The following is a 25,227-nucleotide window of genomic DNA, read 5'->3' on the forward strand; positions in this document are numbered from 1 at the left end:
GGGCAGCCATGCCCAACGTTTCTTGTAATTCTTTGTTGGGCATTGCCGCCCAACCTACACGTTATTTTTGTAGTGATTTGATATAAGCCCGCCATCCGCCTAAATGCGTAATGTCTTTCGCACCATTCACGGCGGCGCCTTCGCAAATAAACCCTTTGACTTCGCGACCATCTTTTAACGTGAGTGTGCCTATGCCTAATGGGGCGGGAATCAGTGCGACAAAGCTGCCGAAGTGCTGCACCGGTACATCCCACAATTCCACAATAATTTCTGCACCTTCGCCTTCAGTGCGAATCAAACCAGGCTTGGGTGGGGTGGTGTTGGGCAGCGCAAATAACCGATAATTTTTTGCAGTGAAGGTGCTTTCTACAAATAGCGCTTTGCGTTCCTGTAATTGCACATTGAGTGGCATTCCAGTCAGATGCGCACCGACAACCGCGAGGCGCACATAACCTTTAGGTGATTCAGTCGACGCGATAAATTCAGGTTGTTTTTTATCAAGCGCACCCAATGGTAATTGGGTAGCGGCATGCCATTTTTTTCCGAAGGCGGCGAGGGCTGCGTCTTGCCATGCTGGTGCAATCAAGGTGATTCCAAACGGCAAACCATCGGTACGTAAAACAGCAGGCAAGGCGAGTGCAGAACAATCGGCGAGGTTTACAAAATTGGTGTAAGTGCCGAGCTGGCTATTGACTATGATTGGATCTGCAATCACTTCCGCAATCGTTGGATGACGTGGAGATGTAGGTACCAGTAACGCGTCAAAGCCACTCATCAATGTTTGGATAACCCGGGTTAAATCAGCGCGTTTGTATTCGGCAATAAAGCTATCCGTCGCGGAAAAATTAATTGCTTTTTCTACGATAGAACGAACAACTTCATTCATATCCTGCGCATGATTTTTCATGAATTCGCCAATCGCAGCGTGACGTTCGGCAACCCAGGGGCCGCCATAAAGCAATTGCGCCAGAGCAAACATTGGGGTGAAATCTATTTCAATTAATTCCACGTTCAACGCGCGTATTTTTTCCAGCGTTACTTGCCAGGCTGCGTGTGCTTTATCATCACCAAACCAATCGGGTGATGCAGGAATTGCGAAGCGTGGCGATACAGAAAAATACGTAGCAGCAGCTGGAATGTTGCGCGAGTAACCATCTGCCGCATCAAAACCTTCAAGCACTGATGCAACCAGTTCGGCATCATCAACTGTTAATGAAAAAATCGACACACAATCCAGGCTGCGACAGGCGGGCACAACGCCTTTGGTGCTGAAGCGACCTTTGGTGGGTTTTAATCCGACAATATTGTTAAAGCCAGCGGGTATGCGACCTGAGCCGGCAGTGTCGGTGCCCAAACTAAATGGCACCACACCATTGGCGACAGTTGTTGCAGAACCGGAGCTGGAACCGCCGGAAACATATTCCGGTTTAAATGAGTTTGGTACTGCGCCGTAAGGTGAGCGGGTACCAACAAGGCCAGTGGCAAATTGATCAAGGTTGGTTTTTCCCAGCACGATAGCGCCGGCTGCTTTCAAGCGCGCAACACTGGTTGCATCATTTTCCGGAATATAAGTAAACGCCGGGCAGGCAGCGGTAGTAGGAATGCCAGCAACATCAATATTGTCTTTAACGGCGAAAGGCACTGCATAAAGCGCAAGGTTTTTTATATCGCCGCTATTGGCATGGCGTGTGAGTGAGTCTAACTGTGCATCCAATTCTGCGGCAGAGACAATATAAATCCAGGCTGCATCATTGCTGTTTAATTGATTGCGTAAATTATGTAGCGCTTCGCGCGCATCCAGCCCCTGGGTGCGGTACGCCTCCAGCCATTCAGTAATGGTCCAGCCAGTTGTTGTTTGTGTTGTGGACTGAGTCATCGTGGTTCTCACTTGCCTCTTAATATGAGATTCGGCTTAAATACAATCTTGGATACAAGTTTGTATTCAGCAGAAACTGTGCCAAGTGAAAAATGGATTAGTGCGAGTTCGGGTGAACAAGCATAAAATGCTTTATATTCAATGGGTTAAATGACGTAGGTGAAGTGTGTGATAGCGGATTTTTGCAGCGGGGATGACGTATTTTTATGCGCTGATTTTGTGCGCCCAAATTTTATTTGGGAGCTAAATTGGTGCGGGTATTCTTAATAGGATAATGTCAGGACAACTCAAAAATTGGAAATAGTGAGATATAGGATGGCGCAAGCTATATTTCATCTCGATATCTTCAGTGTTTGAGATGAATTGAAATGATTCAGCGGCCGCCATCTGAACTCGATATCCCATTCATTGGAAAAAGCATGGGAGTGGTGGAGGATAAGAACGAAATGCTGAAAATCTTATCGTATCCGGTGCCGTCGATGAGCTAAATCTCTTTGATAAGCATAAAGATGGTAAGGAATGGATTTGTTCATTAATAGATAACAGGAAATCCAGAAAAACTGGATATCTTAAAATTGTTAGGGAATTAATTTATGGGTATGAACTGGAACCAATTGTTGTGCGCAGACCGTTTGGGAAAGCGCACGGCAAAACATGAGGAGGGGCGTTCGCCCTTCCACTCGGATCACGACAAGATTATTTTTTCCGGTGCGTTCCGTCGCCTTGCACGCAAAACGCAAGTGCATCCGCTCGCGACTAACGATCATATTCACAACCGCATGACACACAGCCTTGAAGTGGCCTGTGTTGGCCGCACCCTGGGGATTCGCGTTGGCCAGGCGTTAAAAGATAAAGGTGATTTACCATCACTTATTTTACCAACCGATATTGGTGATATTGTGCAAGCAACTTGCCTTGCACATGACATTGGTAATCCCCCATTTGGACATACCGGTGAAGATGCAATCCGTAACTGGTTTCAAAAAGAGGGGGCGGAATTTTTACAGGACTTATCGCCATCTGAACAAGATGATATCCGTGTGTTTGAAGGTAATGCCCAGGGATTGCGCGTATTAACTACGTCTGAATATCACCAGTATCACGATGGTATGCGCTTAACCTATGCAACGCTCGCCTCATCCATTAAATACCCCTGGACTTCATCGCCAACCGTATTAGGGCAGCGCCCGAAAAACGCCAAATACGGAATTTTCCAATCGGAATTAAATTATTTTCATGAGATCGCGCAAAAGACCGGATTGATTGAGCGCGGTAGCGACTGGTATTGTCGACATCCATTGGTGTATTTAATGGAAGCGGCGGACGACTTTTGTTACGGCATTATTGATCTGGAAGATGGTTTGGAAATGGGGATTCTGAACTGGAATGAAATTTATGAGTTGTTGCATCCAGTGATTGCAGATTCGGCGCAGCTCGCTGACCTTGAGCGCTTGCTGAAAAAAGTTAATGACGGACGTAAACCTGCTTTGGTGCGCGGTAAAGTCATTGATGCATTTATTAATTCCGGTACTGCTGCGTTTATTAAACACCAGGATGCATTTTTGCACGGTCAGGTGGAGGGCGATTTGATTTCCCTGTGTGATCCGCGTGTGCGTGATGCAGTGCAAGCGGCAAAAGATTTGGCCAAACAAAAAATCTTTAATCATTCACGTCGGGTTGAATTGGAGATTGGTGCTTACGCAGTGATTGGAACCTTGCTCAGCACTATTTGCTCAGCAGTTTATGCTTCTTTGGGCGATCACTCACAGATGACCTATAAAGATAACCGGGTCATGGCGTTAATTGGTGAAAATAATTTCCATCCAAATGTAAGTTCGCGTGAAAAAAATTATAAATATATGGCGCTAATGGCAGTTATTGATTACATCAGCGGTATGACCGATAACTATGCTACCAATCTGGCCAAGCAATTTAACGGTATGGGGCATTCACAGTATTAATAATGTTTGTACAAGTAAAAATCCCGGTAAAAAAACCGGGATTTTTTTATTTTTATTATTTTTTGACCGGAAATACAAAAACACTTTGGTGGCTGCTATGCCAATCCTTTTGCCGGGTTCTGTGCCGGTTTTGTCAACGCCGACGGTTCCGCATCTGGTGCCGGTAATCAGCAAGCCGGTGGTGGACTTAAAGTCAGTGCAGGCTGTAGTAATACACACTATGCCGATACTGGGAATGTTCAGGTTGGGATCAGCAGGTGTATTTTTTATTATTGTTTGTTAATTGGTTTGTATTTGGTGGAGGATTATCTTGCCAGGATATATCGTGAGCGAAAGGGAAAATGTGTTGCCTGGATTGTTCAGGGTTTTGTTGTGTTTAGCCGTGTTATTAGCATCGCCATTGTTTTTTGTCGGTGGACCAGATTGGGTTTCACCGGATATTGCCCGTGAGCTATGGAATTTTGGTCATATTGTATTTTTCACTACACTGACATTATTAATTCATCAATTTATTTCACTCGCGCAGTGGCATCGATGGTTATTGTTAACCGGGTTGGTATTAGTCGTTGGAATTGCGATTGAATTGATCCAGGGCGCGATTGGGCGACATAAAAGCTGGCAGGATGTTTTTTATAATTTAACGGGGGTGTGGGTCGGATTATTTTGGTTTCTGAAACCTTCGCCCTGGGTTTGGTCGGGAAGATTCATTGCACTGGTTGCGCTATCGCCGGCGGTAATAAAAGTATTGGTCGCTGCTTATAGTTATGGGCTAATGCATCAACAAATGCCGGTTGTTAATAATTTTGATTCCAGTGCCGATATGCAACAAGTGCATTTTAATTCAACACAGGTACAGATCGCCCAATCGGAAAATTATGCCGTTAATGGGAAATTTTCGCTGGCGGTGACATTAAATCCGGGGCGTTATTCGGGGCTTCGTTTGACTATTCCAGCAAGGAACTGGGTTTCCTACCGGCAATTGAAGATGAGTTTTTTTAATCCGGATCCGGAATTGCTAATCGTTTCGTTGCGCATCTCTGATTTGCAACATGATCGCGGTGATAATTTATATAACGATAGATTTAATAAGCTCCTTACATTGAAGCAAGGCTGGAATGAAGTCCTCATTCCGGTAAGCGAAATTCAGTCTGCGCCGAAAGCGCGGGAGATGAATCTGGCAGAGGTGAGTTCAATGGGTTTATTTACATCGAACCTTGCTCACTCGAGGAAATTTTTCTGGGATTATATTTACCTGGAGTAGCAGCGATAAGGTGAAACATTAATTCACCTTGTCACTTTTTGCCATAACAACGCGATTGCGCCCTGTTGCTTTTGCCTCATAAAGCGCCATGTCGGCTGCTTTGAATAATTGTTCCAGGTTTTCGTTGGTATTGAGTGTGGCAACACCGAAGCTTGCTGTGATTTGAATAGCTTTATGGAATTCCTGTACGGCAATAAGTCCGCGCAATTTTTCTGCCAATGCAAAAGCATTGTCGATATCCGTATCACGGCATACCAATACAAACTCCTCACCGCCCCAGCGCGCCAGCAGATCCTGTGCGCGTATATGTTGATGTATCAGGTCAGATAATTTGCTCAGGATTAAATCGCCAATATCATGGCCGTAGGTATCGTTAATTTTTTTGAAATGATCGATATCCATCATCACCAACGATAGCGGTTTTTTATGGTTGCGCCATTCATAGAGCCCGAGGCTGAATGCTTCTTCCAGGCCCAATCGATTAAATGCTCCGGTCAGTGGATCTTTCTTCGCTTTGAGTTCCAATGCTTTACTGCGGGTATCGAGTAATTCATTAATTTCCATTAATTCAGATTCGCGTTTGCGCTGCACAACAACTTCATCTTTTAAGGAAATAATACGGTAGGCGAGAAAGCATAAAATAATAAATAGCCAAATCACCATGATGGTAAGATACCAATCAGCAGTGCTGAGTGCCTGGCCAATAAATTCTACTTTGCGCAAACGGAAATGGTGCTCGCCGAGCGGGCGACCGGAACCGGTTTGTACTTCAAAAATAGTGATGTTGTCGAATTGCGGGCGACTCAAATGGGGTGGAATATTGTTGTCAAACACCCACCAGTTGGCGACAAAAAAATCGCGCAGGGAAAATTCTGCAACGCCGTTAAGCATGTTTACGTTGAATTCTACCTGATTGTATTTAGTGCTTTGACGCACTTCTTTTTTGCTGTATTGCGCATCAAAGTTGCGCAAATAAACGCGCAGGGTTTGACTCGGGCCGGTGTAATCCAGCCAGATACGTATTTTTTCATAATGGCTAAAATCCATTCCCTGGGTGCGGCCTGGGTCGAATAAAACTTCAAACCCGCAAAATGGAAAATCGTAGCTGTCACGCAGTATGCAATGCCACTGCATGGTGCCGGGATTATCGAGATAAATACTGGAGTTGCCCCCGGTTTCCTTATCATCATAAACATTGAGGCTAAGACCGGAATGGTTATCTATCACATAGCGTTGTTCAAGAATTTGCTCCTGACCGGTAATGGCAAAGATGGTAATGATCACCAAAAAGCCCAGGATAATGTCAAAGTACAAACGGTGTCGGGGGGAATGCTGCATACAACTGCGCTCCAGCGGTCGCTTGGTTAACGCGATGGTTAACTCTTATTATTTTCGCTGTTTCTTGTTTATTAATGTCGCGGCGCCAGTCAGTCCTTACGGGGGCCTCGATGCCTTTTTATGTTTCGTAGTGGTTGATTTTTGTAGCATCCAGGCTGGCTGTAAGAGTGATCATAGAAGCTAATGGAGGGCGCAGCAATAGTATTGGTGCAGCTAAATGGTAAAGATATGAAACATCTGATGAATAGGCAAAAAATAAGCCGCCATCAAGGGCGGCTCCAGCTTTTTTAGTATTGACCGAATACCTGTTAATCAGGCTTGTTGTTGTGGGTTAGAAATCAAGATCGGAAAGATCGTCGTAACCTAATTGATCTTTGATGCGGCGGCGCTCCAGGCGATCTTCGATCTTGCGACGCATTTCCAGCGTGTGCTGACTGGCTTCTTTACCGGTGAGCTTCGGGGTGCTTGCCTCATCATCTTCAGATTCGATGCTAACATCACCCATCAGATCAGCGTCTTGTGACTCTACATCAACTGACATAAGACTACTCCAACATTGATAGAGAGAAGGTTTGGCGTCGGTTCCCGCAAAGGGAGGATTTTGACCCGCGCTATTTACCATAGCCCATAAAAAAAACAAAGAAAAATCTTCCATGGGCAATAAGATTTTTCTTTTTACCTTTGGTCCTAACTGGAGTACAAAGCGCGTTTTTGGTGCTTCATTTGTTCCGTGGTTAGTACCGCTTCGTTCACTCGTTTTCAGGAGTCTTACCTGTGGCCATTAAGCAACCGGAAATTATCGGCTGGCGTGAGTGGGTAGCCTTACCCGAATTGGGGATTTCCCATATCAAAGCCAAGGTCGATACCGGCGCAAAAACCAGCGCTTTACATGCCTATTACGTTACGCCTTTTGAGAAAGATGGCAAGCCTTGGGTGAGGTTTGGGCTGCATCCATTGCAGAAAGATAGCCTGACCTGCATTGAATGCGAGGAGCCCGTCAAGGACATTCGCCCGGTGACCGATTCGGGTGGCCATTGCGAGGAGCGGGTGGTGATTGAAACCCGGTTGTCGATTAACGGTGTTTCCATGCCCATCGAAATTACGCTGACAGATCGGGAAAATATGCGCTTTCGCATGTTGCTCGGGCGCAGTGCGCTGCGGCGCGGTTTTTTGGTCGACAGTGGTAAATCTTTTTTGTTGGGGGGCAATAAGGATCAGCCCCTGATGCCATCCATGTAGGTTGGTGTTTACTCTTCTTGTTCACTCGCCAGGATTTTTATGAAAATCGCTATTTTGTCGCGCAATCGCCGTCTCTATTCCACTAGCCGCTTAGTGGAGGCCTGCACCAAACGTGGCCATGAAGTGCGTGTGCTTGATATCCTTAAATGTTATATCGACATCGCTTCTGCCAGCCCTGCTATATGGTATATGGGTGAGAAGCTGGAAGACTTCGATGCCGTTATTCCACGGGTCGGTGCATCGGTTACGCATTATGGATTGGCTGTTATTCGGCAATTCGAAATGATGGGTGTTTATTCCCTGACCGAGTCCATTGCACTGGGCCGCTCGCGCGATAAATTGCGGGCGTTGCAGTTGCTATCGCGCAAGGGGATCGGTTTACCCAAAACAAGTTTTGCCTACAACGTGCACGACGCCAAGGAGTTGATCAAGCTGGTTGGCGGTACGCCGTTGGTGCTGAAGTTATGTGAAGGCACACAAGGGCGCGGCATTGTCCTTGCTGAGACCCAAAAGGCCGCAGAGAGTGTGATCGAAGCCTTCCGGGAGCTTCGCGCTGAATTCCTGGTGCAGGAATTTATTAAGGAGGCCAATGGCAGCGATGTACGTTGTTTTGTGATTGGCGATAAGGTTGTTGCGGCCATGGAGCGCACAGCGCAAGAAGGTGAGTTCCGTTCCAACTTGCATCGAGGCGGCACGGCCAAAGTAACCAAGCTGACGCCTACGGAGAGACGTACAGCGATTAAAGCTGCCCAAACCATGGGGTTGCATGTGGCAGGTGTCGATTTACTGCGTTCTGCTCGTGGACCATTGGTGATGGAGGTTAATTCATCGCCCGGGCTTGAAGGAATTGAAGGGGCGACCCACAAAGATATCGCCGATGCAATTGTGGAATTTGTTGAAGAAAATGCACGTCCCAATGCCAATAAGAGCCGTGGCAAAGGTTAATTAAAAAATGCAGGGAATGTGTGGAACGATGAGTTAAAAACGGGAGCCTTTAGGCTCCCATTTTTATATGGGGATCGAGCTGGATGACTGTCCCGTCGAAATAGAAACGCCCGTTACGGAAATGATTTTCCAGTTGCTTGGCGGTCATGGGCTTTGAGTAGAGGAACCCCTGTGCCTGGTCACAGCCCATCTCACGCAACCATTCGGCTTGCTGCTCCGTCTCTACACCTTCTGCGACTACGCGCATTTGCATGTTGTGGGCCAGGCCGATGATCGATTTGGCGATTGCGGCGTCGTTATGGTCATCATGGATATCGTTAATAAAACTGCGGTCGATTTTGAGTTTCTGGATCGGGAAGCGCTGCAGGTAGGCGAGGGATGAATAACCGGTACCGAAGTCATCAATGGCGAGGAACATCCCCATCTCATTTAACTGATTCAGTTGGTTAATCGTCTCGCCAGCATGTTCCATCGCACAGCTCTCAGTGATTTCCAGTTCCAGGTGTTTGGCTTCCAGCCCGGTTTCTTTCAGGATTGCTTCGACTTTACCTGGGAAATTTTTCTGCCGAAATTGCCGCGGCGACAGGTTAACCGCAACCTTGCCGACGCGTTTACCTGCATCCAGCCAGGCTTTTTGTTGGCGACAGGCTTCGCGTAAAACCCATTCCCCGACCGGTACGATCAATCCGGTTTCTTCCGCAAGTGGGATGAAATGCGCTGGCGAAACCAAACCGCGCTCCGGATGTTGCCAGCGCACCAGCGCTTCTACGCCCATCATTTCACCGGTTTGCAAATCCACTTGTGGCTGGTAATACAGGGTCAATTGCTGTTGGTCTACGGCGCGGCGCAAATCGTTTTCCAGCAGCAGATAATTCACCGCCGTGGCATTCATACCTTTGGTGTAGAACTGGCAATTGTTCTTACCCGCTTCTTTCGCCTTGTACATAGCGATGTCGGCGTTTTTCAACAGTTCATCGGTATCGGCACCGTCTTCAGGAAAAATACTCACGCCGATGCTGACCGTAGTTGTAAGCGTATGGCCGCTGATTTCCAGCGGACGCGATAGAGTGCTGAGCAATTTGTTGGCGACGAAAATAACGTCTTCAGTATCGTGAATGCCTTCCAATACCACTACGAATTCATCACCGCCAAGGCGCGCTACCGTATCCATATCGCGCACACCTTCATTCAGGCGCATGGCGATTGCTTTCAAGAGTATGTCCCCGGCATCGTGGCCCAGGCTGTCATTAATGATTTTGAAACGATCAATATCCAGCAGCATGAGTGCGACTTTTGAATCGCTGCGGCGCGCGCGCGCAAGGCCGTGATAAATGCGATCGTAAAATAACGAGCGGTTGGGAAGCGAGGTTAGCGAATCGTGGAATGCCATGTAATTCAGGCGTGATTGTTGTTCGCGTAACGCGTTTTCCGCGAGCTTGCGTTCGGAGATATCGGTACCGATGGTGCACACACCAAATACGTTGCTTTCCTTATTGCGCAGCGGGAATTTCAGCATAAGGTAAGTGTGCTGGCTGCCGTCTTTATGCATCAAATCCAGTTCAACTTCATAGGTTTGTTGTTTGGCTTTGGTGGCTGCATCAATTTCCCACATCGATTGGGCAACATCTTTCGGGTACACATCAAAAACATTTTTGCCAACAAAGCCGGACTCATCAATATTGGCCATTTGCTTAAAGTGTTCGCTAGCCAACACTACATTGCCATCCAGGTCTTTAACGGAAATCAATGCGGGTGAATAACGCAAAATGGCGTTGAGGTATGTCTCACTTGCCCACAGCGCTTGCTCTGCCAGGCGAAAGCGTTCGGCTTGTTCCTCGTGGTGCCACATATCGATGACCTGGCGAACCAGCAGTGAGCTGAAGGTCCAGACAGTATCGAGTTCACTCACGGTTTTTTGCAGCAATGGCAATTCGTAAGTGGATTCCATGTAAAACACAGCGATGGTTTTATTTTTTTCCTGGATAGGATGCAGGCAACAGGCGTTAGTGCCTTTTTGGATAAACATAGCCCCCAATTGGTTGATGGCTTGTTTATCCAATGAACAGGATTGTCCGGTGTCAAATACCTGATGGATATACTGATGAGGCAAATAATTTAAACGGCTTAATGATGTGGCAACCCCATTGACGATAGGTTCATCGGTGCCAGAAGAAGCGATGGCCTCGACATAGAGATGACTGTCGCGTTCGACAATTAATACTGCGCGGCTAATGGTTTGCTTGGCAATAACCAGCTTAACCAACCGCTCAGCGATTTGCTTATGATTTAAATCGGTAAAAAGTTGCTGGAACTTTTTAATTAATTCTATGGCAGTATTCTTTGACTGCGCCGCTTCATTGTTTTGCATAATTGCTCAATTTGGGTGATCGTCTCGCCAGAGGTACATTAACACTTAACCTGCGGCCACTCTTCCGGGGCCTGTTGTATCCCAAATTTTTCATTCGAGCCGCACTTTACCTCAAAAAAACCGGTTAGAGCTTTTTTTTATGAGAAATAAAGTGGAAATCTGCGCCTGGAATAAAACCTGAGCAATCTCGCGCAGTTAGCCCCAGGACCGGTGTTTCGAAAATTCCCAGTTGATACAAGTTATTAATATAAAGATGAAAAGTGTGCCAGAAATGTGCTTTCATTATGGATATAAAAAATAAAATGTGAAGAAAAAACAGGCAATTTGCGTAGCGTGGTTACACTCGCATTTAAACGACACTGAACTAAAATTAAAAACAACACATCGCAAGTTAATCGGGAGTGGGCAATGCGTCATCAAGTTCCATTCGTGGGTGAGCGCAAAGTAGTGCGGGCTGATGATGATCAAGCCCGGGCAAAGCGCACTAGCGGGCGGGTGATCGATGATGTTGTAGGCGATGGTGTAGCGGAAAGCAGTTGGGAAGATGTTGTACCCGCCGGTTGGAATGATAAGTCCCAGCCTAAAAAAAGTACCAGGCCAGCACAGCCCCATGCCGCTGTTTCCATGCCCAAACCCCATGTCCCTATCAAGCCTGGTGGCAAATCGTTTGGTGGCAGCTCGTCCGGTGGCAGCTCGTCTGGTGGTAAGTCCTTGTCGTCCGGCAGTACAACCAAGCCAAGGCCTGCTGCTAAAACCAGCGGTGCCTATTCCAATGCAGTGACGTTTTCAGATTCTGCCAGTCTTGATTGGGTTCCTATTAATAATGGCCAGGGAGTGCGCGTTAATATCTATGGCAGTATTGACCATGACTTGCGTAAAGAGTGGAGCCGTTTGTTGAGCGACACAGCGGCCAATAATATCCATGAATTCGAATTTAACCTGACTGAAACGCCCGCGCTCAGTTTGACCGGTTTGGGAATGCTGTTGTTGTTTAAAGAACGAAAAGGTTCCGGGCGCGAACAAATTACTTTATGTAATTGCAATAAAGAAGTTGAACAATTGTTGAGATGGTCGGGAATGGATAAATATTTTTTAATCCAGCCTAAAAAAAATCCCGGTGAATAGAATCGTTTCAGGTGAGTAGCCAAATTATACCCGGCATAAAAAATTGGCCCGCAATGGCGGGCCAATTTTTTGTAATTGCGCGTTGTTTTATTGGTGCTTTTTCAGTGCATCAATCAATGCTTGCATCTGCGCATCGGTGCCTATGGTAATGCGCAAAAATTGGTTAATGCGCGGCTTGTTAAAATAACGCACCAGAATTTTCTGGTCGCGCAAATACTGAGCTACATCCGCGGCATTTTTTCCGACAGGTTCAGCAAACACGAAGTTTGCTTGCGATGGCAAAACGTTAAAACCCGATTTTTCCAATTCTGCAACTGTCCAATCGCGCGTGGCGATAATTTTATCGCGGCAGGCTTTGAAATAAACATCATCTTCAAATGCAACAATAGTTGCCGCTTCCGCAATACGGTCAATCGGATAGGAGTTGAATGAATTTTTTACGCGATCAAGTGCATCAATCAAATCTTTGTGCCCAACCGCAAAGCCCACACGCATGCCAGCCAGAGAACGTGATTTTGAGAGTGTTTGTACTACTAGCAGGTTGGGATATTTATCTACCAATGCAATAGCAGTTGACGCTCCAAAATCCACATAAGCTTCATCTACAACAACAACCGATTCGGTATTTTTTTGCAGTAATGCTTCTATCTCGGCCAATGGTTTACCAATGGCCGTGGGGGCATTAGGGTTGGGGAAAATAATGCCGCCGTTATCAAGCGCGTAATCGGCAAAATTAATGGTGTAATCATCGCGCAGTGGAATGGTTTTTTCTTCGATTCCAAAAAGCTTGCAGTAAACCGGATAAAAACTGTAACTGATGTCCGGGAATAACAATGGCTTACCTTGCTGGAAAAATGCCATGAATAACAGGGCGAGGACTTCATCGGAACCATTTCCAACAAATACTTGTTCGCTGGTTACCTTGTAGTAACTGGCAATAGTATTTTTCAACTTTTTGGAATTGGGGTCCGGATAGAGGCGCAAACGGTCGATGGCGTCATGGGTGATTAAATCAATGACCTTGGGCGAGGGCGGGTAAGGGCTCTCGTTGGTATTTAATTTAATCAACCCATCAATTTGCGGTTGCTCACCGGGCACATAAGGCTCCAGTTCGCGCACCACCGGACTCCAGAACTTCGACATGATCGCTCCTCAGCGAATAGCTGTAAAAAAGAGCGAGCAGTATACGCGTTGCAGGAGCCGGCTCACACCCAGCGTTTTAATAAAATACTGGCGTTCACACCACCAAATCCAAAACCATTGGAGATCGCATAATCGATAGTCGCCGGCCGCGCTTCCCCATGCACGATATCGACTCCAGCTGCATCTTCGTCCGGATTTTCCAGGTTAAGTGTTGGCGGGATAATTTGGTCGCGCAATGCGAGGGCGGTAAAAATAGTTTCGATTCCACCGGCCGCTCCCAATAAATGACCTGTCGCCGATTTGGTAGATGTAACGGCAATACTATTATTGCTGCCAAATACACGTTTAACTGCTGCCAGTTCCCCTTTATCACCTACGGGTGTTGAGGTGGCATGCGCGTTTAAATGCTGGATTTGACCAGGAGTGATACCCGCCTGTTTGATGGCTTGTTCCATGGCGCGTTTTGCGCCGTCCCCGTCTTCCGGACCGGAAGTCAGGTGATAGGCATCGGCACTGGTACCGTAACCGACAATTTCGGCAATAGGTTTGGCGCCGCGCGCTAATGCGTGCTCAAGGGATTCGATGACTAAAATCCCGGCACCTTCGCCCATCACAAAACCATCGCGATCGCGATCAAACGGACGCGATGCCTTGGTGGGGGTATCGCTAAAATCGGTTGAGAGCGCACGCGCAGCAGCAAACCCTCCGAGGCTGACCGCATGGACGGTGGCTTCGGCTCCGCCGCAAATCGCAACATCGGCTTCGCCGCTGCGAATCAAGCGGGCGGCATCACCAATTGCTTGAACGCCTGCGGCACAAGCAGTTACCGGCGCACCTAACGGACCTTTGAATCCGTAATTAATGGAAACGTGGCCGGCAGCGAGATTGACTAAAAAAGACGGGATAGTGAATGGCGATAATTTGCGGGCACCGCGCGCATCCATTGTACGCACTGCCTCGGCAATCGCCGGGAAACCGCCCACACCGGATGCAATGATAGTAGCGGTGCGCTCGCGTTGTTCCTCGGTTTCAGGTACCCATTGCGCTTGTTTAATTGCTTCATCGGCAGCAATAAGTGCGAACAGAATAAAACGATCCATCTTGCGCTGGTCCTTGGGGGAAACTATTTCATCCGGGTTTAATCCTCCCACCGGATCTTCAGCAAGTGAAGGAACTATGCCGCCCACTTTTACCTGAAGCTCTCCAACGATCTCATCATCCAGGCGGCGCAATCCGGACTTTCCTGCCAGTAATTGCTGCCAAACATGCTGTACACCACAGCCCAGGGGTGAGGCTATACCCATGCCTGTGATCACAATGCGTGTCGGGTTAGTTGTGCTCATCGAATGCTCCACTTTTTTTACATGATGGCTATAATGTATAAAATTATATGATGGGTGTCATGTATACTGTCAAACACTATTTGGTCATAGCTGTATGACATTTATATTGAATATTGATTCGCAGGCTGGAATTACGATGAGAGTAAGCAGAGAGCAAGCAGCAGAAAATCGCGGGAAAATTTTGCATACCGCAGCGCAATTGTTTCGTGAAAAAGGTTTCGATGGTATTGGCATTGCAGATTTGATGAAAAAAGTTGGGTTAACCCACGGCGGGTTTTATGGCCATTTTTCATCAAAAGAAGATTTGATGGCGCAGACCTGCGCTTACGCGGTGGATGAAATCCTGGAGCAGGGACAAGACGCGCGGAGAACCGTAAAAGGCGCAAAATATAAAGCATTTATTGCGCGCTACTTATCGGCAGAGCATCGTGATAATCCCGGGCGCGGTTGCTTGATGGCAGCCTTGGGAGTGGATGCCGCACGCCAATCGCCAATCATTAAGCAGGCATTTACCCAGAGTTTTAATCGTTTGCTTAATTCCCTGATGAATTTATTACCCGCCACCAAAACAGAAGCTGCAAAACGTGAGCAGGCGTTGTTGACATTGGCGAGTCTGGTAGGTGCACAAGTAATTGCAAGGGCAGTGGATGATCCGCAACTTTCTGAAGAAATATTGCGCGTAGTAAATAAAAATTTACATTAATAAATTGTCAGGCGATCCAGTGATCGCTGCGAGTGTATCGCGCAATTCTGCTTTACTGTGTTTGCATTGATACGCTTGCCGTTGTGTTATCGCTTATTGCCATAGTCCTTATGTGTTTTTGCAGGGAGGATATTTCTCCCTGCAATTTGGATGGGATTAATAACCCACAGTAAAACGTTTCTGGTGATGTTGTGGTTGTTCCAATTCGTCGATTACTGCAACAGCAAAATCCTGGTTGGAAATGCGGCTCTCACCTTTTTCATCCACTAATAATTGTTCACTCCCGATGCGGAATTTACCGGTGCGTTGGCCGGGTTCAATAAATGCAGAGGGCGATACATAAACCCAATCCAGGGTTTTTTCTGCACGCAATGCATCCAGAAATCCGATAGCAGCTTGCGCCACCGCTTTCCACTCATCAGGAAAGTCAGGTGTATCAATAACACGTACACCGGGCGCCACTTCCAAACTGCCGGCACCGCCGACTACCAGCAAGCGTTTTACCCCGGACGCTTTTACGGCATTAATCAAGGCAGGGAAATCCACATTTAAATAATGGAAAGAAATTATCGCCACGTCGTGCCCGGCCAATGCAGCGGTGACAGCCCGGGCGTTGTTGCTATCCAGCGTTTTGCTCGTAACCTGCGCATGCGCAACAACTTTGCTGGTGTCGCGCACAAGTGCCGTAACCTGATGCTGGCGATTGATGGCTTCCGCCAAAATATGTTGGCCGATAAAACCGGTGGCGCCGATAAATGCGATTTTCATAATGCGATCCTCATGGTTTACCCACATTGTTATTCAACCGGGAATGGTTTGAATGGCTTCAGTGGGATCAGTATCGCTGTAATCAATTGTGCTGATAAGATGGTTAAAATTTCATTCTGTGTTCACTAAAAGTGGACAATGGTGGTGAGCATGACCAGCTTGTTGGATATCAACCTGAATCGATTAGTAGTGTTCGTCGCCGTTGTAGAAACCGGTTCGATCACTGCCGCTGCCAACCGTTTAGGGTTGGCGAAGACAATGGTGAGCGCCCATATACAAAAACTGGAGGCTGAAATCGGCAGTAATTTGCTGGTGCGAACTACCCGCCGGTTGCACCTCACCGAGGCGGGAACCCGGTTTTATGAGGCTTGCCAGAAGATCCTGCGGGACACGGAAATCGCCATTGCTGAAGCGAGCGATGACACTCGCCAGTTACGCGGCAAGTTACGTATATCGGTGTCTATTGATTACGGTGCGTCCGTGGTTTCCCCGTTGGCGGCGCGCTTGTGTACGCAATACCCGGATTTGCGTATTGAAATTATTGCCAGCGATCACCGCGTTGATATGGTGGCCGAAGGGATCGATCTGGCAATTCGTATTGGCCGTTTAGCGGACTCAAGTCATAAGGCGGCGCTTATCGCTAACTTTGATGAATGGCTGGTCGCAGCACCGGATTATTTTTCCGGTACTTTGCCTGCATCCCCGGATGCGTTGGAAGCATTTCCATTAATCGCATTGTCAGTATTACCTAACCCCTTGCATTGGACATTTACCCGCCAGGGGTTTGCATCCGTAACCTGCCGCTTTCGCTCATCATTAATGACCAATACGTCATTAGGTGTACAAGCCGCTGCACGGGTGGGCGCCGGCATGGCGATCTTGCCGGACTACGCGGTCAAGGATGATCTCGCCGCTGGCAGGCTGGTGCGCTTATTGCCTGAGTGGTCACTACCGGGTGGCGGGATCTATGCCGTATTTCCCGGTTCGGTGCAGCGTTCACAAAAAGTCAGTGTTTTTATTGATGCCTTAAAACAGCGCTATAGTTCTTGAAGATTGAATTCTTGAGGATGAATTCCTGAGAATCGAGCTTTGGGGGAGGCTGAAAATTTATCAGCGCAAGATCTGTCATCGGGTAATGCATCTGGCACTTGAGGAATTGATTAATGAAACGTATCCCGGAATTGGTAATGCTCGATCTGGATGGAACCCTGTACGTGGGGAAGCAAGCAATTCCCGGTGCGATTGATTGCTTGAAAGTGTTGCGCGAACGCGATATTCAATTGCGTTTTCTCACCAATACCACCACGCAATCCCACGATGAATTAATTGCCCAATTGCGGGTAATGGGGTTTACTCTGGAGGACGAGGAGTTAATCAGCGCACCCGCCGCCGCTAAATTGGAACTGTTGGCGATACAACAAAAACTGCGTCGGCCTGTGCGGATATGGCCAGTGGTAGCTGATAGCATCCGGCAGGATTTTTCCGAATTTTTCTGGGATGAGCAGCGGCCGGATTTTGTTGTGCTGGGAGACATTGGTGACGCCTGGGATTTAACGTTGATCAACCGCCTGTTTAATGTGATGCATTCCGGTGCAGAATTAATTGCCCTGCATAAAAATCGTTTCTGGCAAACTGAAGGCGGATTAAAAGCAGATATCGGTTTTTTTGTTGCTGGCCTTGAATATATTTGCAGTAAAAATGCGCGCGTGATGGGTAAACCCAACCGCGCTTTTTTCCAGCAGGTATTGGACTCAGCCCATGTTGATGCAATTAATGCGATGATGGTTGGCGACGATATTGATAGTGATGTAGGTGGTGCCCAGCAAATGGGAATTCGCGGCTGCCTGGTGCGCACCGGCAAATACCGCGACGCTTACGCAGAGCAATCGACAATCCGGCCCAATTATATTCTCGATTCAATCGCCGGATTGGATGAACTTTTACGATAACAATTTTTTATTACATTTGCCTGAAGCAGCGTTATTTGCGCTCCCCCATTATTGAAGGCTAAGGATCGATTTATGATAACAAGCAATGATGATTTTCTTGGCCATCCCAAAGGCCTCTATGTATGTTTCGCAACGGAAATGTGGGAGCGATTTTCGTTTTACGGGATGAAATTTATCCTGTTGCTTTATTTAACCAAATACCATTTATTTTCTGACAATCGCGGCCTGGATGTCCTTGGTGCCTACGCCGGTCTGGTGTACGCATTACCGGTAATTGGTGGTTTGATTGCCGACCGCTATTTAGGTACGCGACGCGCGGTTTTATTCGGCGGGATTTTACTCGTCATCGGCCATTTTCTCATGGCGGTGGAAGGGCAGCAGGCGGTGTATTACCCCGCTGGCACGACGCTGACCGAATCATTAACACTGGCAACCGGTGAAGTGTTAGCGGCCGGAACTGTGCTGGCGAATGAAGTCACCAAACAGGATACCGCTGCGCTCAATGTGTTTTATACCGCGATTGCATTTATTGTTATCGGCGTTGGCTTTTTAAAGCCGAATATTTCAGTGATCGTCGGCAAGCTTTATCCGGAAAATGATCCGCGCCGCGATTCCGGTTTTACGCTGTTTTATATGGGCATCAATGTTGGTGCATTGGTAGCAACATTAGTCTGTGGCTGGTTGGGCGAAACTTACGGTTGGAAATACGGTTTTGGTTTAGCCGGTGTCGGAATGATCCTTGGTTTAATTACGTTTTTATTTGGCCAACGTTATTTAAAAGGATACGCCGAATCACCCGATCCTGAATGGCTGGCAACAAAACTCGCGGGTATTAAACAGGAGTGGTGGATTTATATCGGCAGCATTATGGCGCTACCCTTGATCTGGTGGTTAGTACAAAGCGAACCGGTTGTGCATATCACACAAAATATTTTCCTGCTGCTTGGTATTGTTGGCATCCTCGCGTACGCGATGATTCATCCCAATCCGTGGCAATCCAAAAAATCGTTACTCGCATTAACAGCCGTTGTTATTTTTATTGGCATCGGCAGTGTGCTAACACAAAACCATGTGTTCCAGGTGTCCGACGATGCTGCTGAATATTGGCTTTATGCTGCGTTACTGGGATTGTTGGTATTTATCATTTACGGATTTGTTAATCATCGCAGCATAGAATTCACGCGCACCTTGGTGTTGATGGTATTGATTGTATCGACGATTGTGTTTTGGTCGCTGTTCGAACAATCCGCTGCTTCAATGACATTGTTCGCTGATCGAGTGTTGGATCGCGATGTATTCGGAACAACGATTAACGCCAGTCAATTTGCCGCGCTCAATCCTGCATTCATTATGTTGCTCGCCATTCCATTTGCGTTGCTCTGGCCATGGCTGGATGCGCGCGGACTCAATCCTTCTACGCCAGTGAAATTCGCGATAGGCACTATCCTCGCCGGTTTGGGATTTGGTGCGTTGGTGTTAGGTGCGCAATTTCCCAATGATATCGGTAAAGTTGCAACACTCTGGTTTGTGCTCGCGTATTTTTGCCACAGTACCGGTGAATTGTGTCTATCGCCAATCGGTTTATCAGCGGTCACCAAGTTATCGATTCCGCGTGTAGTGGGGGTGAGTATGGGCACCTGGTTTGTGGCGACAGCGCTGTCTGAGACACTCGCAACGCGATTATCAAAATTAGCGTCAATCGATACGTCGGCGAAATCCGATGTATCTGCCATGCTCGCAACCTACACCGGATTGTTTGAATATTTGACGGTATTAGGTGTCGGATTCGGTGTGTTTTTGTTGGTGATTTCGCCCTTGCTTAAACGTGGCATGGCAGGAATTCGTTAATTCAAACCATTAACAAAATGGAATCTTTCTTATGATTGAAAAGATAATGATAAAAAATCAACGAGCGTTCACCTTGCGCGCAACAACCGTACTGGCATCCTGCCTTTTTTTAGCGTCTTGCCAACCGTCATCACCTGCTAAAAAAGATGAAAGTGCAGATAAAAAAACCGCTGATGCATTTATTGCTGATGTGAACCAGCGTTATCTGGATATTTATCGCGAAACCAACGCAGCACAATGGGCTTATCTAACGTATATCAATGAAGACACTGCGCTGTTAGCATCAAAAGCCAATGAACGCATGATGGCATTTGATAAAGAAGTGCTTGCCGAAGCGCGCGCGTACAAAGACAAACCCATGTCCACCTCCACTGCCAAGGCTTATACCAATTTAACTCTGGGTAAAACGTTATTGCCTCCTGACACACAAGCCGAGCGCGCCGAGCTTGCGCAATTGGGAACCAATATGGAAGGCATTTACGGTGCTGGAAAATATTGCAAACCCAAAAACGGCAGCAGTACTGAGCAGGATTGCCGCGATTTAAACCAGTTGTCTGATGTGCTGGTAAAAAGCCGTAAATACGATGAATTACTGGATGCATGGACCGGTTGGCGCACTGTGGCGCCATCATATAAAAAAGATTATGTACGTTATGTAGAAATTGCTAACGCCGGTGCGCGCGCCTATGGATTTGGTGATCTCGGAGCATCCTGGAAATCCGGTTACGATATGCCTTCCGCAAATTTTGAAACGGAAGTGGAGCGTCTGTGGTCGCAAGTCGAACCTTTGTATAAATCATTGCATTGCAAAGTGCGTACTGACCTTGCGAAACATTATGGCAAAGATAAGGTGCCGCTCAATCAAGGTATTCCCGCGCATTTGCTCGGTAATATGTGGAGCCAGCAATGGGGCAGTATTTATGATCTGGTAACACCGTATCCCGGTGTGGGTGATCTGGACGTTACTGCGGCATTGGTAAAAAGTAAAAAAGACGCAGTGGCCATCGCTAAAACTGCCGAAAATTTTTTTACTTCTTTAGGCTTGCAATCGCTGCCACAAAGTTTTTGGGAAAAATCCATGCTCACCAAACCGCGTGATCGCGAAGTGGTTTGCCATGCAAGCGCCTGGACGATGGATGCAAAAGACGATGTACGTATCAAGGAATGTATAGAGCCAACCGAAATTGAATTTGAAACAGTTCACCACGAACTGGGCCACGTTTATTATTTCCTGGCATACAAAGATCAACCTTATTTGTTCCAGAACGGCGCCAACGACGGTTTTCATGAGGCTATTGGCGATACCATCGTGCTGTCTATGACACCGGGCTATTTAAAAAATATTGGTTTGATCAATAAAGTAGAAAACAATCAAAAAGCCGTTATCAACCAGCAAATGAAATTGGCATTGGATAAAATCGCGTTTTTACCATTCGGAAAAATTATTGACCAATGGCGCTGGCAAGTGTTCTCCGGAAAAATAAAACCGGAACACTACAATGAATCCTGGTGGCAATTGGTTAACCAATATCAAGGTATTCGCTCCGCGGTGCCACGTAGCGAAAATGATTTTGATGCGGGTTCCAAATATCACGTTGCTGCTAACGTTCCCTACACTCGCTATTTCATCGCGCACATCCTGCAATTCCAATTCCACAAAGCGTTATGCGAAGCCGCCGGCTTCAAAGGCCCGTTGCATGAATGTTCCATCTACAACAGCAAAGAAGCCGGTAAAAAATTACAAATGCTCCTTGCTGCTGGTTCAAGCAAACCCTGGCAGGATGTTCTGGAGGAAGCCATCGGTACCCGTGAAATGGATGCTTCGGCAATCCTGGATTATTTTGCTCCGTTGAAAGCCTGGTTAGATGAACAAAATAAAGGGCAGGCTTGTGGTTGGTAGATGAAAAAAACGGCTGAACTATCAGCCGTTTTTTTTAAGGTGTTTGTAACGATTTAAACCGGAACATCCTTATTGTTAATAGTGAAGCCGCACAAATCAATCCAACAATTAATGCGGTCCAGAAGCCCGACGCTCCCATAGGTTGGGTAATCCAATCCTTAAAGGTCAGTGCGTAACCCAGTGGCAGTGAAATTCCCCAGAATGAAACCAGCATAATAACCATCGGGATTTTGGTATCTTTGTAGCCGCGTTGTACGCCCATCATGGTGACCTGGATTACATCGGCGAGTTGGAAAATTGCGCCGAGTACAAATAATGTTGCCGCAACTTTTTGCACTGCTACATCTGATGTATATAGGCTGGCAAGCCAATCGCGGCCTAAAAATAAAATCGATGCATTCACACTCCCGATGGTGAGCGCAAGCAGCAGTGCGCTGCGTGCGAGCAGGCGTGCTTCGTTATGGTCTTTGGCGCCGACTAGAAAACTAATGCGCAGTGTTAATGCGATACCCATGCTGAGTGGCAACATAAATACCAATGAGATCAGGTTTAGCACAATTTGATGGCCCGCAATAGTCGTTGCGCCCAGTGGCGCCAGGAAGAGGGCAATCATGCAGAACATACTGACTTCAATAAAACTGCTAAAACCAATGGGTAAACCGAGTTTTAATAAACGTTTAATTTCATCTTTGGCTGGTGCAACCCAATTGGCGATTAAATGGAATTGCTGGTAGACGCGGCTGGTATTTAGATAAACCAGCAGCGCGATTGCAGCAACCCAATTGGAAATAGTTGTCGCCCAACCGCTGCCGATGCCACCCATTCTGGGGATCTCAAATGCATTAAAATCAAAGCCAAAAATAAAAAAATAGTTAAGCGGAACGTTTAGTACAGCACTGATTATCGAAAAAACCATAATGATGTGGGTGTGGCCCAATCCATCAGTCAGCCCACGTAATGCCATTAATAATAAAAGGGCAGGTACCCCCCAGGAAAAGGCTTTCAAGTAGCCATCGGCGATGTACAGTGTTTTTTCATCCAGTTGTAACAGCGTCAAAACGGGGTGCATGTTTGTTAACAATAAAATCATTAACACCATGGCTACGAGGGAAATATAAATTCCTTGCCAGGTAGTTGGCATAATCTTGCTCCAGTCTTGCGCACCACGATGACCGGAAATAGTGGGTTGCATTGCACCGAGAACGCCGGCAAAAAATAATAAGGTTGGAACCCAAAGGCTGGTGCCGATACCCACACCAGCCAAATCTTCCGCACTGGAATGACCAGCCATCACTGTGTCGACGACACCATTTGCCATTTGTGCGAGTTGCGCTACCAGGATAGGTGCACCGAGGATTACCAATTGCTTCCATTCGATTAAGGTGCGGGCGACCAAACTCTGGTTATGGTCGGGTAATGCTTGGGGAATATTGTCTTGGGTGTTCACGCTGGTTCCAGTACATCTTGAAGGTGAGGTCAAACAGGGTTTAAGCCGATATATTTTATAACTGGTAAAGCATTTTGATGCGTTGCTATTTCAATTCGAGTATTGCTTGCATAATCGATATTCAATTGCCGGAATAAGCGGGCATTGCGCCAATCCAGGTTGAGCAGGTGTGCGATGATAATCCTAATTACGCCCCCGTGACAGATGACCAGTTGATGTTCTGCTGTGATATTTGTATGAATTTGTTCCCAGCTGCGAATAATCCGCCCTGCAAATTGTTCCAGTGTTTCTCCATCCGGTGCATGGGCAGTCGCGGGCGTCTCCCAAAATTGGTTGAGTGTTAGCCATTGCTCAGCGCCAAATTGATCAAATGGAATTCCATCCCAGCAGCCAAAATGCATTTCTTTTAATTCGTCGATAATTTGCAGTGGCAATTGTTGGGTTGCTGAAAATTCTTGCGCAGGTATTGCACAACGAATTAAAGGAGAGCTAACGATGTGGCTAATCGGATTTAACTGATGTAAAGACGTGATATTGTTGTGTAACTCACGCAGGCCATCAGCACTGCATGCAATATTTGTATGACCATAAAGTGCAGCGGGGCCATCAACTTTGCCGTGGCGCATTAATGTAATAATCCGCTTGTTCACTATTTTTCACCCTGGGTAAGTGATGAGTTGCCTTTTAATTGCAAAGGTAATCCTGCGGCAATAAAAAATACCTGGTCAGCAACTTGTGCGAGGCGTTGATTCAAACGGCCCGCTTCATCGACAAAGGTGCGGCTGATTTCCCCGAGGGGAATTATTCCAAGTCCAACTTCATTGGCGACAAAAATAATCTCTGCCTTACTGGATTTAATACTCTCAATCAATGCATCAAACAGATTGGCAAAACTCTGGTTGGGAAAATGAAACAATTGGTTGTTGAGCCACAGTGTGAGGCAATCCACCAAAATGGTTTGGTCTTTCTGGGATTCTTCAAATAACGTATCAATTAAATCCAGCGAGCATTCGCGCAATCGCCAATCAGCGGGGCGCTGTTGTTGGTGATGCGCGATCCGTTCAGCCATCTCAGCATCAGATGCAGTCGCTGTTGCGATATATACTACCGGTTTTTGCGTTGCTACGGCGAGTTGCTCTGCATAACGCGATTTTCCGGAACGCGCACCGCCTAAAATAAGTTGGATCATAATGCGAGCAATACTCCGTAAATAGTTAACTCACTGACTTGTTGTACTGCACCCAGAGTGTCACCGGTGTATCCGCCAATTTGTTTATTCAAATATGCTTTTGCCAATGTGCGTACTGTAATGAGTGTGATCAATAAAATTGCAGCATCGAGTGGCGGTAAAAAAAATAATGCGGGTAATGCCGTGATTAATAAAATAGTTAGATCAGTTTTGGTTAATCGATTGGCGAGTGGTTTGCTTTTGCTGGTATCCGAATCACTTACATATTGCATATCAGCAATCAGGCTTACTGCTGTTGCTCGCGACAGGGGATAGGCAATTAATAATGTGATAATGATTTCACTGTTTTCAATCAATAATAAATATTTGCCGAGCAATGCCATTACCAGCGCCGATGCACCGTAAGTACCTATACGGCTGTCTTTCATAATGGCGAGTTTTTTCTCGCGCGCAAATGCGCCGCCAAAACCGTCAGCGGTATCGGCAAGGCCATCTTCGTGGAATGCCCCGGTTAGTAATAAGCTAAATCCCATTGCTAGCCAAAGGCTGACTGTTGCTGGAAATAATTTGTCCGCGCTAAAAAATACGGCAGCAACCAACGCCCCTAATAACCAACCAACCAATGTCAGGTAACGGCTGGATTGGTTAAGTTTTTCCGGGGAATATTCCACCCATTGCGGCATTGGAATGCGGCTGAAAAATCCGAGCGCGAGGAAAAATAAATTGAGTTGGTTTTTCATTAATGTGGCGATGGCTTAGAGGTGAAATATAGGTGCTTATGTTGGGTAGTTCGTATGGAAGTTGTGTCATACAGTAATGAGTCA

At 46.8% G+C, this 25,227-nt stretch carries 21 protein-coding genes; 10 read left to right on the forward strand and 11 right to left on the reverse strand.

The window, feature by feature from the left end; all coding sequences use genetic code 11:
• Window positions 1–61: 61 nt before the first annotated feature.
• On the reverse strand, window positions 62–1,876 hold the full coding sequence (gene atzF / locus A596_RS00090) for an allophanate hydrolase (protein ID WP_039911805.1): 1,815 nt from the start codon (window positions 1,874–1,876) through the stop codon (window positions 62–64).
• Between the two features lie 593 nt (window positions 1,877–2,469).
• Here atzF and A596_RS00095 point away from each other — a divergent pair.
• Complete coding sequence (locus A596_RS00095; protein ID WP_200882828.1) at window positions 2,470–3,837, forward strand: deoxyguanosinetriphosphate triphosphohydrolase; 1,368 nt, start codon at window positions 2,470–2,472, stop codon at window positions 3,835–3,837.
• 325 nt (window positions 3,838–4,162) lie between these two features.
• Window positions 4,163–5,098: a VanZ family protein gene (locus A596_RS00105; protein ID WP_039911809.1), complete on the forward strand. Its 936-nt coding sequence runs from the start codon at window positions 4,163–4,165 to the stop codon at window positions 5,096–5,098.
• An 18-nt stretch (window positions 5,099–5,116) separates the two neighbouring features.
• Here the strand turns inward: A596_RS00105 and A596_RS00110 are convergent, their stop codons facing one another.
• Both A596_RS00110 and A596_RS00115 read right to left on the reverse strand, forming a co-directional pair.
• On the reverse strand, window positions 5,117–6,436 hold the full coding sequence (locus A596_RS00110; protein ID WP_039911810.1) for a GGDEF domain-containing protein: 1,320 nt from the start codon (window positions 6,434–6,436) through the stop codon (window positions 5,117–5,119).
• Window positions 6,437–6,767: 331 nt separating this feature from the next.
• Window positions 6,768–6,977, reverse strand: coding sequence for a PA3496 family putative envelope integrity protein (locus tag A596_RS00115; RefSeq protein WP_039911811.1), 210 nt, complete (start codon window positions 6,975–6,977; stop codon window positions 6,768–6,770).
• Window positions 6,978–7,210: 233 nt separating this feature from the next.
• Between A596_RS00115 and A596_RS00120 the strand changes: the two genes are divergently transcribed.
• Both A596_RS00120 and rimK read left to right on the forward strand, forming a co-directional pair.
• The gene (locus A596_RS00120; RefSeq protein ID WP_039911812.1) at window positions 7,211–7,675 is read left to right on the forward strand and encodes an ATP-dependent zinc protease family protein; all 465 of its coding nucleotides are present in this window, start codon (window positions 7,211–7,213) and stop codon (window positions 7,673–7,675) included.
• A gap of 39 nt (window positions 7,676–7,714) precedes the next feature.
• The gene (rimK, locus tag A596_RS00125) at window positions 7,715–8,620 is read left to right on the forward strand and encodes a 30S ribosomal protein S6--L-glutamate ligase (RefSeq protein WP_039911813.1); all 906 of its coding nucleotides are present in this window, start codon (window positions 7,715–7,717) and stop codon (window positions 8,618–8,620) included.
• Window positions 8,621–8,669: 49 nt separating this feature from the next.
• Here the strand turns inward: rimK and A596_RS00130 are convergent, their stop codons facing one another.
• Complete coding sequence (locus A596_RS00130) at window positions 8,670–10,988, reverse strand: sensor domain-containing protein (protein WP_039911815.1); 2,319 nt, start codon at window positions 10,986–10,988, stop codon at window positions 8,670–8,672.
• Between the two features lie 408 nt (window positions 10,989–11,396).
• Between A596_RS00130 and A596_RS00135 the strand changes: the two genes are divergently transcribed.
• Entirely contained in the window at window positions 11,397–12,113 is a 717-nt protein-coding gene (locus A596_RS00135; RefSeq protein ID WP_039911816.1) for an STAS domain-containing protein, read from the forward strand.
• Between the two features lie 87 nt (window positions 12,114–12,200).
• On the opposite strand, the gene hisC is transcribed toward A596_RS00135, so the two are convergent.
• The gene (gene hisC / locus A596_RS00140; RefSeq protein ID WP_039911817.1) at window positions 12,201–13,256 is read right to left on the reverse strand and encodes a histidinol-phosphate transaminase; all 1,056 of its coding nucleotides are present in this window, start codon (window positions 13,254–13,256) and stop codon (window positions 12,201–12,203) included.
• Window positions 13,257–13,318: 62 nt separating this feature from the next.
• Entirely contained in the window at window positions 13,319–14,599 is a 1,281-nt protein-coding gene (fabF, locus tag A596_RS00145; protein ID WP_039911818.1) for a beta-ketoacyl-ACP synthase II, read from the reverse strand.
• A 136-nt stretch (window positions 14,600–14,735) separates the two neighbouring features.
• Between fabF and A596_RS00150 the strand changes: the two genes are divergently transcribed.
• Window positions 14,736–15,302: a TetR/AcrR family transcriptional regulator gene (locus A596_RS00150; protein WP_039911819.1), complete on the forward strand. Its 567-nt coding sequence runs from the start codon at window positions 14,736–14,738 to the stop codon at window positions 15,300–15,302.
• A 156-nt stretch (window positions 15,303–15,458) separates the two neighbouring features.
• On the opposite strand, the gene A596_RS00155 is transcribed toward A596_RS00150, so the two are convergent.
• On the reverse strand, window positions 15,459–16,070 hold the full coding sequence (locus A596_RS00155) for an NAD(P)-dependent oxidoreductase (RefSeq protein WP_039912082.1): 612 nt from the start codon (window positions 16,068–16,070) through the stop codon (window positions 15,459–15,461).
• A gap of 150 nt (window positions 16,071–16,220) precedes the next feature.
• Here A596_RS00155 and A596_RS00160 point away from each other — a divergent pair, with 150 nt between their 5' ends.
• The 4 genes from A596_RS00160 (at window position 16,221) to A596_RS00175 (ending at window position 21,767) form a co-directional block, all read left to right on the forward strand.
• Window positions 16,221–17,120: a LysR family transcriptional regulator gene (locus A596_RS00160; RefSeq protein WP_039911820.1), complete on the forward strand. Its 900-nt coding sequence runs from the start codon at window positions 16,221–16,223 to the stop codon at window positions 17,118–17,120.
• Between the two features lie 113 nt (window positions 17,121–17,233).
• The gene (locus tag A596_RS00165) at window positions 17,234–18,019 is read left to right on the forward strand and encodes a TIGR01458 family HAD-type hydrolase (RefSeq protein ID WP_039911823.1); all 786 of its coding nucleotides are present in this window, start codon (window positions 17,234–17,236) and stop codon (window positions 18,017–18,019) included.
• Between the two features lie 72 nt (window positions 18,020–18,091).
• The gene (locus A596_RS00170; RefSeq protein WP_039911824.1) at window positions 18,092–19,867 is read left to right on the forward strand and encodes a peptide MFS transporter; all 1,776 of its coding nucleotides are present in this window, start codon (window positions 18,092–18,094) and stop codon (window positions 19,865–19,867) included.
• Window positions 19,868–19,898: 31 nt separating this feature from the next.
• Window positions 19,899–21,767: a M2 family metallopeptidase gene (locus tag A596_RS00175; RefSeq protein WP_152600056.1), complete on the forward strand. Its 1,869-nt coding sequence runs from the start codon at window positions 19,899–19,901 to the stop codon at window positions 21,765–21,767.
• 34 nt (window positions 21,768–21,801) lie between these two features.
• On the opposite strand, the gene A596_RS00180 is transcribed toward A596_RS00175, so the two are convergent.
• The 4 genes from A596_RS00180 to A596_RS00195 are packed head-to-tail and all read right to left on the reverse strand — an operon-like array spanning window position 21,802 to window position 25,143.
• On the reverse strand, window positions 21,802–23,214 hold the full coding sequence (locus A596_RS00180; RefSeq protein ID WP_039911825.1) for an MATE family efflux transporter: 1,413 nt from the start codon (window positions 23,212–23,214) through the stop codon (window positions 21,802–21,804).
• Window positions 23,215–23,243: 29 nt separating this feature from the next.
• A complete protein-coding gene (locus A596_RS00185) occupies window positions 23,244–23,864 on the reverse strand; it encodes a histidine phosphatase family protein (RefSeq protein WP_084127846.1) in 621 nt (206 codons plus the stop codon).
• Window positions 23,864–24,403 (reverse strand): bifunctional adenosylcobinamide kinase/adenosylcobinamide-phosphate guanylyltransferase, encoded by a 540-nt coding sequence (gene cobU / locus A596_RS00190; protein ID WP_039911827.1) that lies wholly within the window; start codon window positions 24,401–24,403, stop codon window positions 23,864–23,866. Before cobU ends, A596_RS00185 begins: the two co-directional genes overlap by 1 nt.
• Entirely contained in the window at window positions 24,400–25,143 is a 744-nt protein-coding gene (locus A596_RS00195; protein ID WP_039911828.1) for an adenosylcobinamide-GDP ribazoletransferase, read from the reverse strand. Before A596_RS00195 ends, cobU begins: the two co-directional genes overlap by 4 nt.
• Between the last annotated feature and the right edge of the window lie 84 nt (window positions 25,144–25,227).

The sequence above is a fragment of the Cellvibrio mixtus subsp. mixtus J3-8 genome, assembly GCF_000766945.1.
GTDB lineage: Bacteria > Pseudomonadota > Gammaproteobacteria > Pseudomonadales > Cellvibrionaceae > Cellvibrio > Cellvibrio mixtus_A.

Excerpts from the sequence above, each read along its gene's own strand:
- atzF (WP_039911805.1), bottom strand. The coding sequence starts at position 1,876 with ATGACTCAGTCCACAACACAAACAACAACTGGCTGGACCATTACTGAA.
- A596_RS00095 (WP_200882828.1), top strand. The coding sequence starts at position 2,470 with ATGGGTATGAACTGGAACCAATTGTTGTGCGCAGACCGTTTGGGAAAG.
- A596_RS00110 (WP_039911810.1), bottom strand. The coding sequence starts at position 6,436 with ATGCAGCATTCCCCCCGACACCGTTTGTACTTTGACATTATCCTGGGC.
- A596_RS00115 (WP_039911811.1), bottom strand. The coding sequence starts at position 6,977 with ATGTCAGTTGATGTAGAGTCACAAGACGCTGATCTGATGGGTGATGTT.
- rimK (WP_039911813.1), top strand. The coding sequence starts at position 7,715 with ATGAAAATCGCTATTTTGTCGCGCAATCGCCGTCTCTATTCCACTAGC.
- A596_RS00130 (WP_039911815.1), bottom strand. The coding sequence starts at position 10,988 with ATGCAAAACAATGAAGCGGCGCAGTCAAAGAATACTGCCATAGAATTA.
- A596_RS00135 (WP_039911816.1), top strand. The coding sequence starts at position 11,397 with ATGCGTCATCAAGTTCCATTCGTGGGTGAGCGCAAAGTAGTGCGGGCT.
- hisC (WP_039911817.1), bottom strand. The coding sequence starts at position 13,256 with ATGTCGAAGTTCTGGAGTCCGGTGGTGCGCGAACTGGAGCCTTATGTG.
- fabF (WP_039911818.1), bottom strand. The coding sequence starts at position 14,599 with ATGAGCACAACTAACCCGACACGCATTGTGATCACAGGCATGGGTATA.
- A596_RS00150 (WP_039911819.1), top strand. The coding sequence starts at position 14,736 with ATGAGAGTAAGCAGAGAGCAAGCAGCAGAAAATCGCGGGAAAATTTTG.
- A596_RS00155 (WP_039912082.1), bottom strand. The coding sequence starts at position 16,070 with ATGAAAATCGCATTTATCGGCGCCACCGGTTTTATCGGCCAACATATT.
- A596_RS00160 (WP_039911820.1), top strand. The coding sequence starts at position 16,221 with ATGACCAGCTTGTTGGATATCAACCTGAATCGATTAGTAGTGTTCGTC.
- A596_RS00165 (WP_039911823.1), top strand. The coding sequence starts at position 17,234 with ATGAAACGTATCCCGGAATTGGTAATGCTCGATCTGGATGGAACCCTG.
- A596_RS00170 (WP_039911824.1), top strand. The coding sequence starts at position 18,092 with ATGATAACAAGCAATGATGATTTTCTTGGCCATCCCAAAGGCCTCTAT.
- A596_RS00175 (WP_152600056.1), top strand. The coding sequence starts at position 19,899 with ATGATTGAAAAGATAATGATAAAAAATCAACGAGCGTTCACCTTGCGC.
- cobU (WP_039911827.1), bottom strand. The coding sequence starts at position 24,403 with ATGATCCAACTTATTTTAGGCGGTGCGCGTTCCGGAAAATCGCGTTAT.
- A596_RS00195 (WP_039911828.1), bottom strand. The coding sequence starts at position 25,143 with ATGAAAAACCAACTCAATTTATTTTTCCTCGCGCTCGGATTTTTCAGC.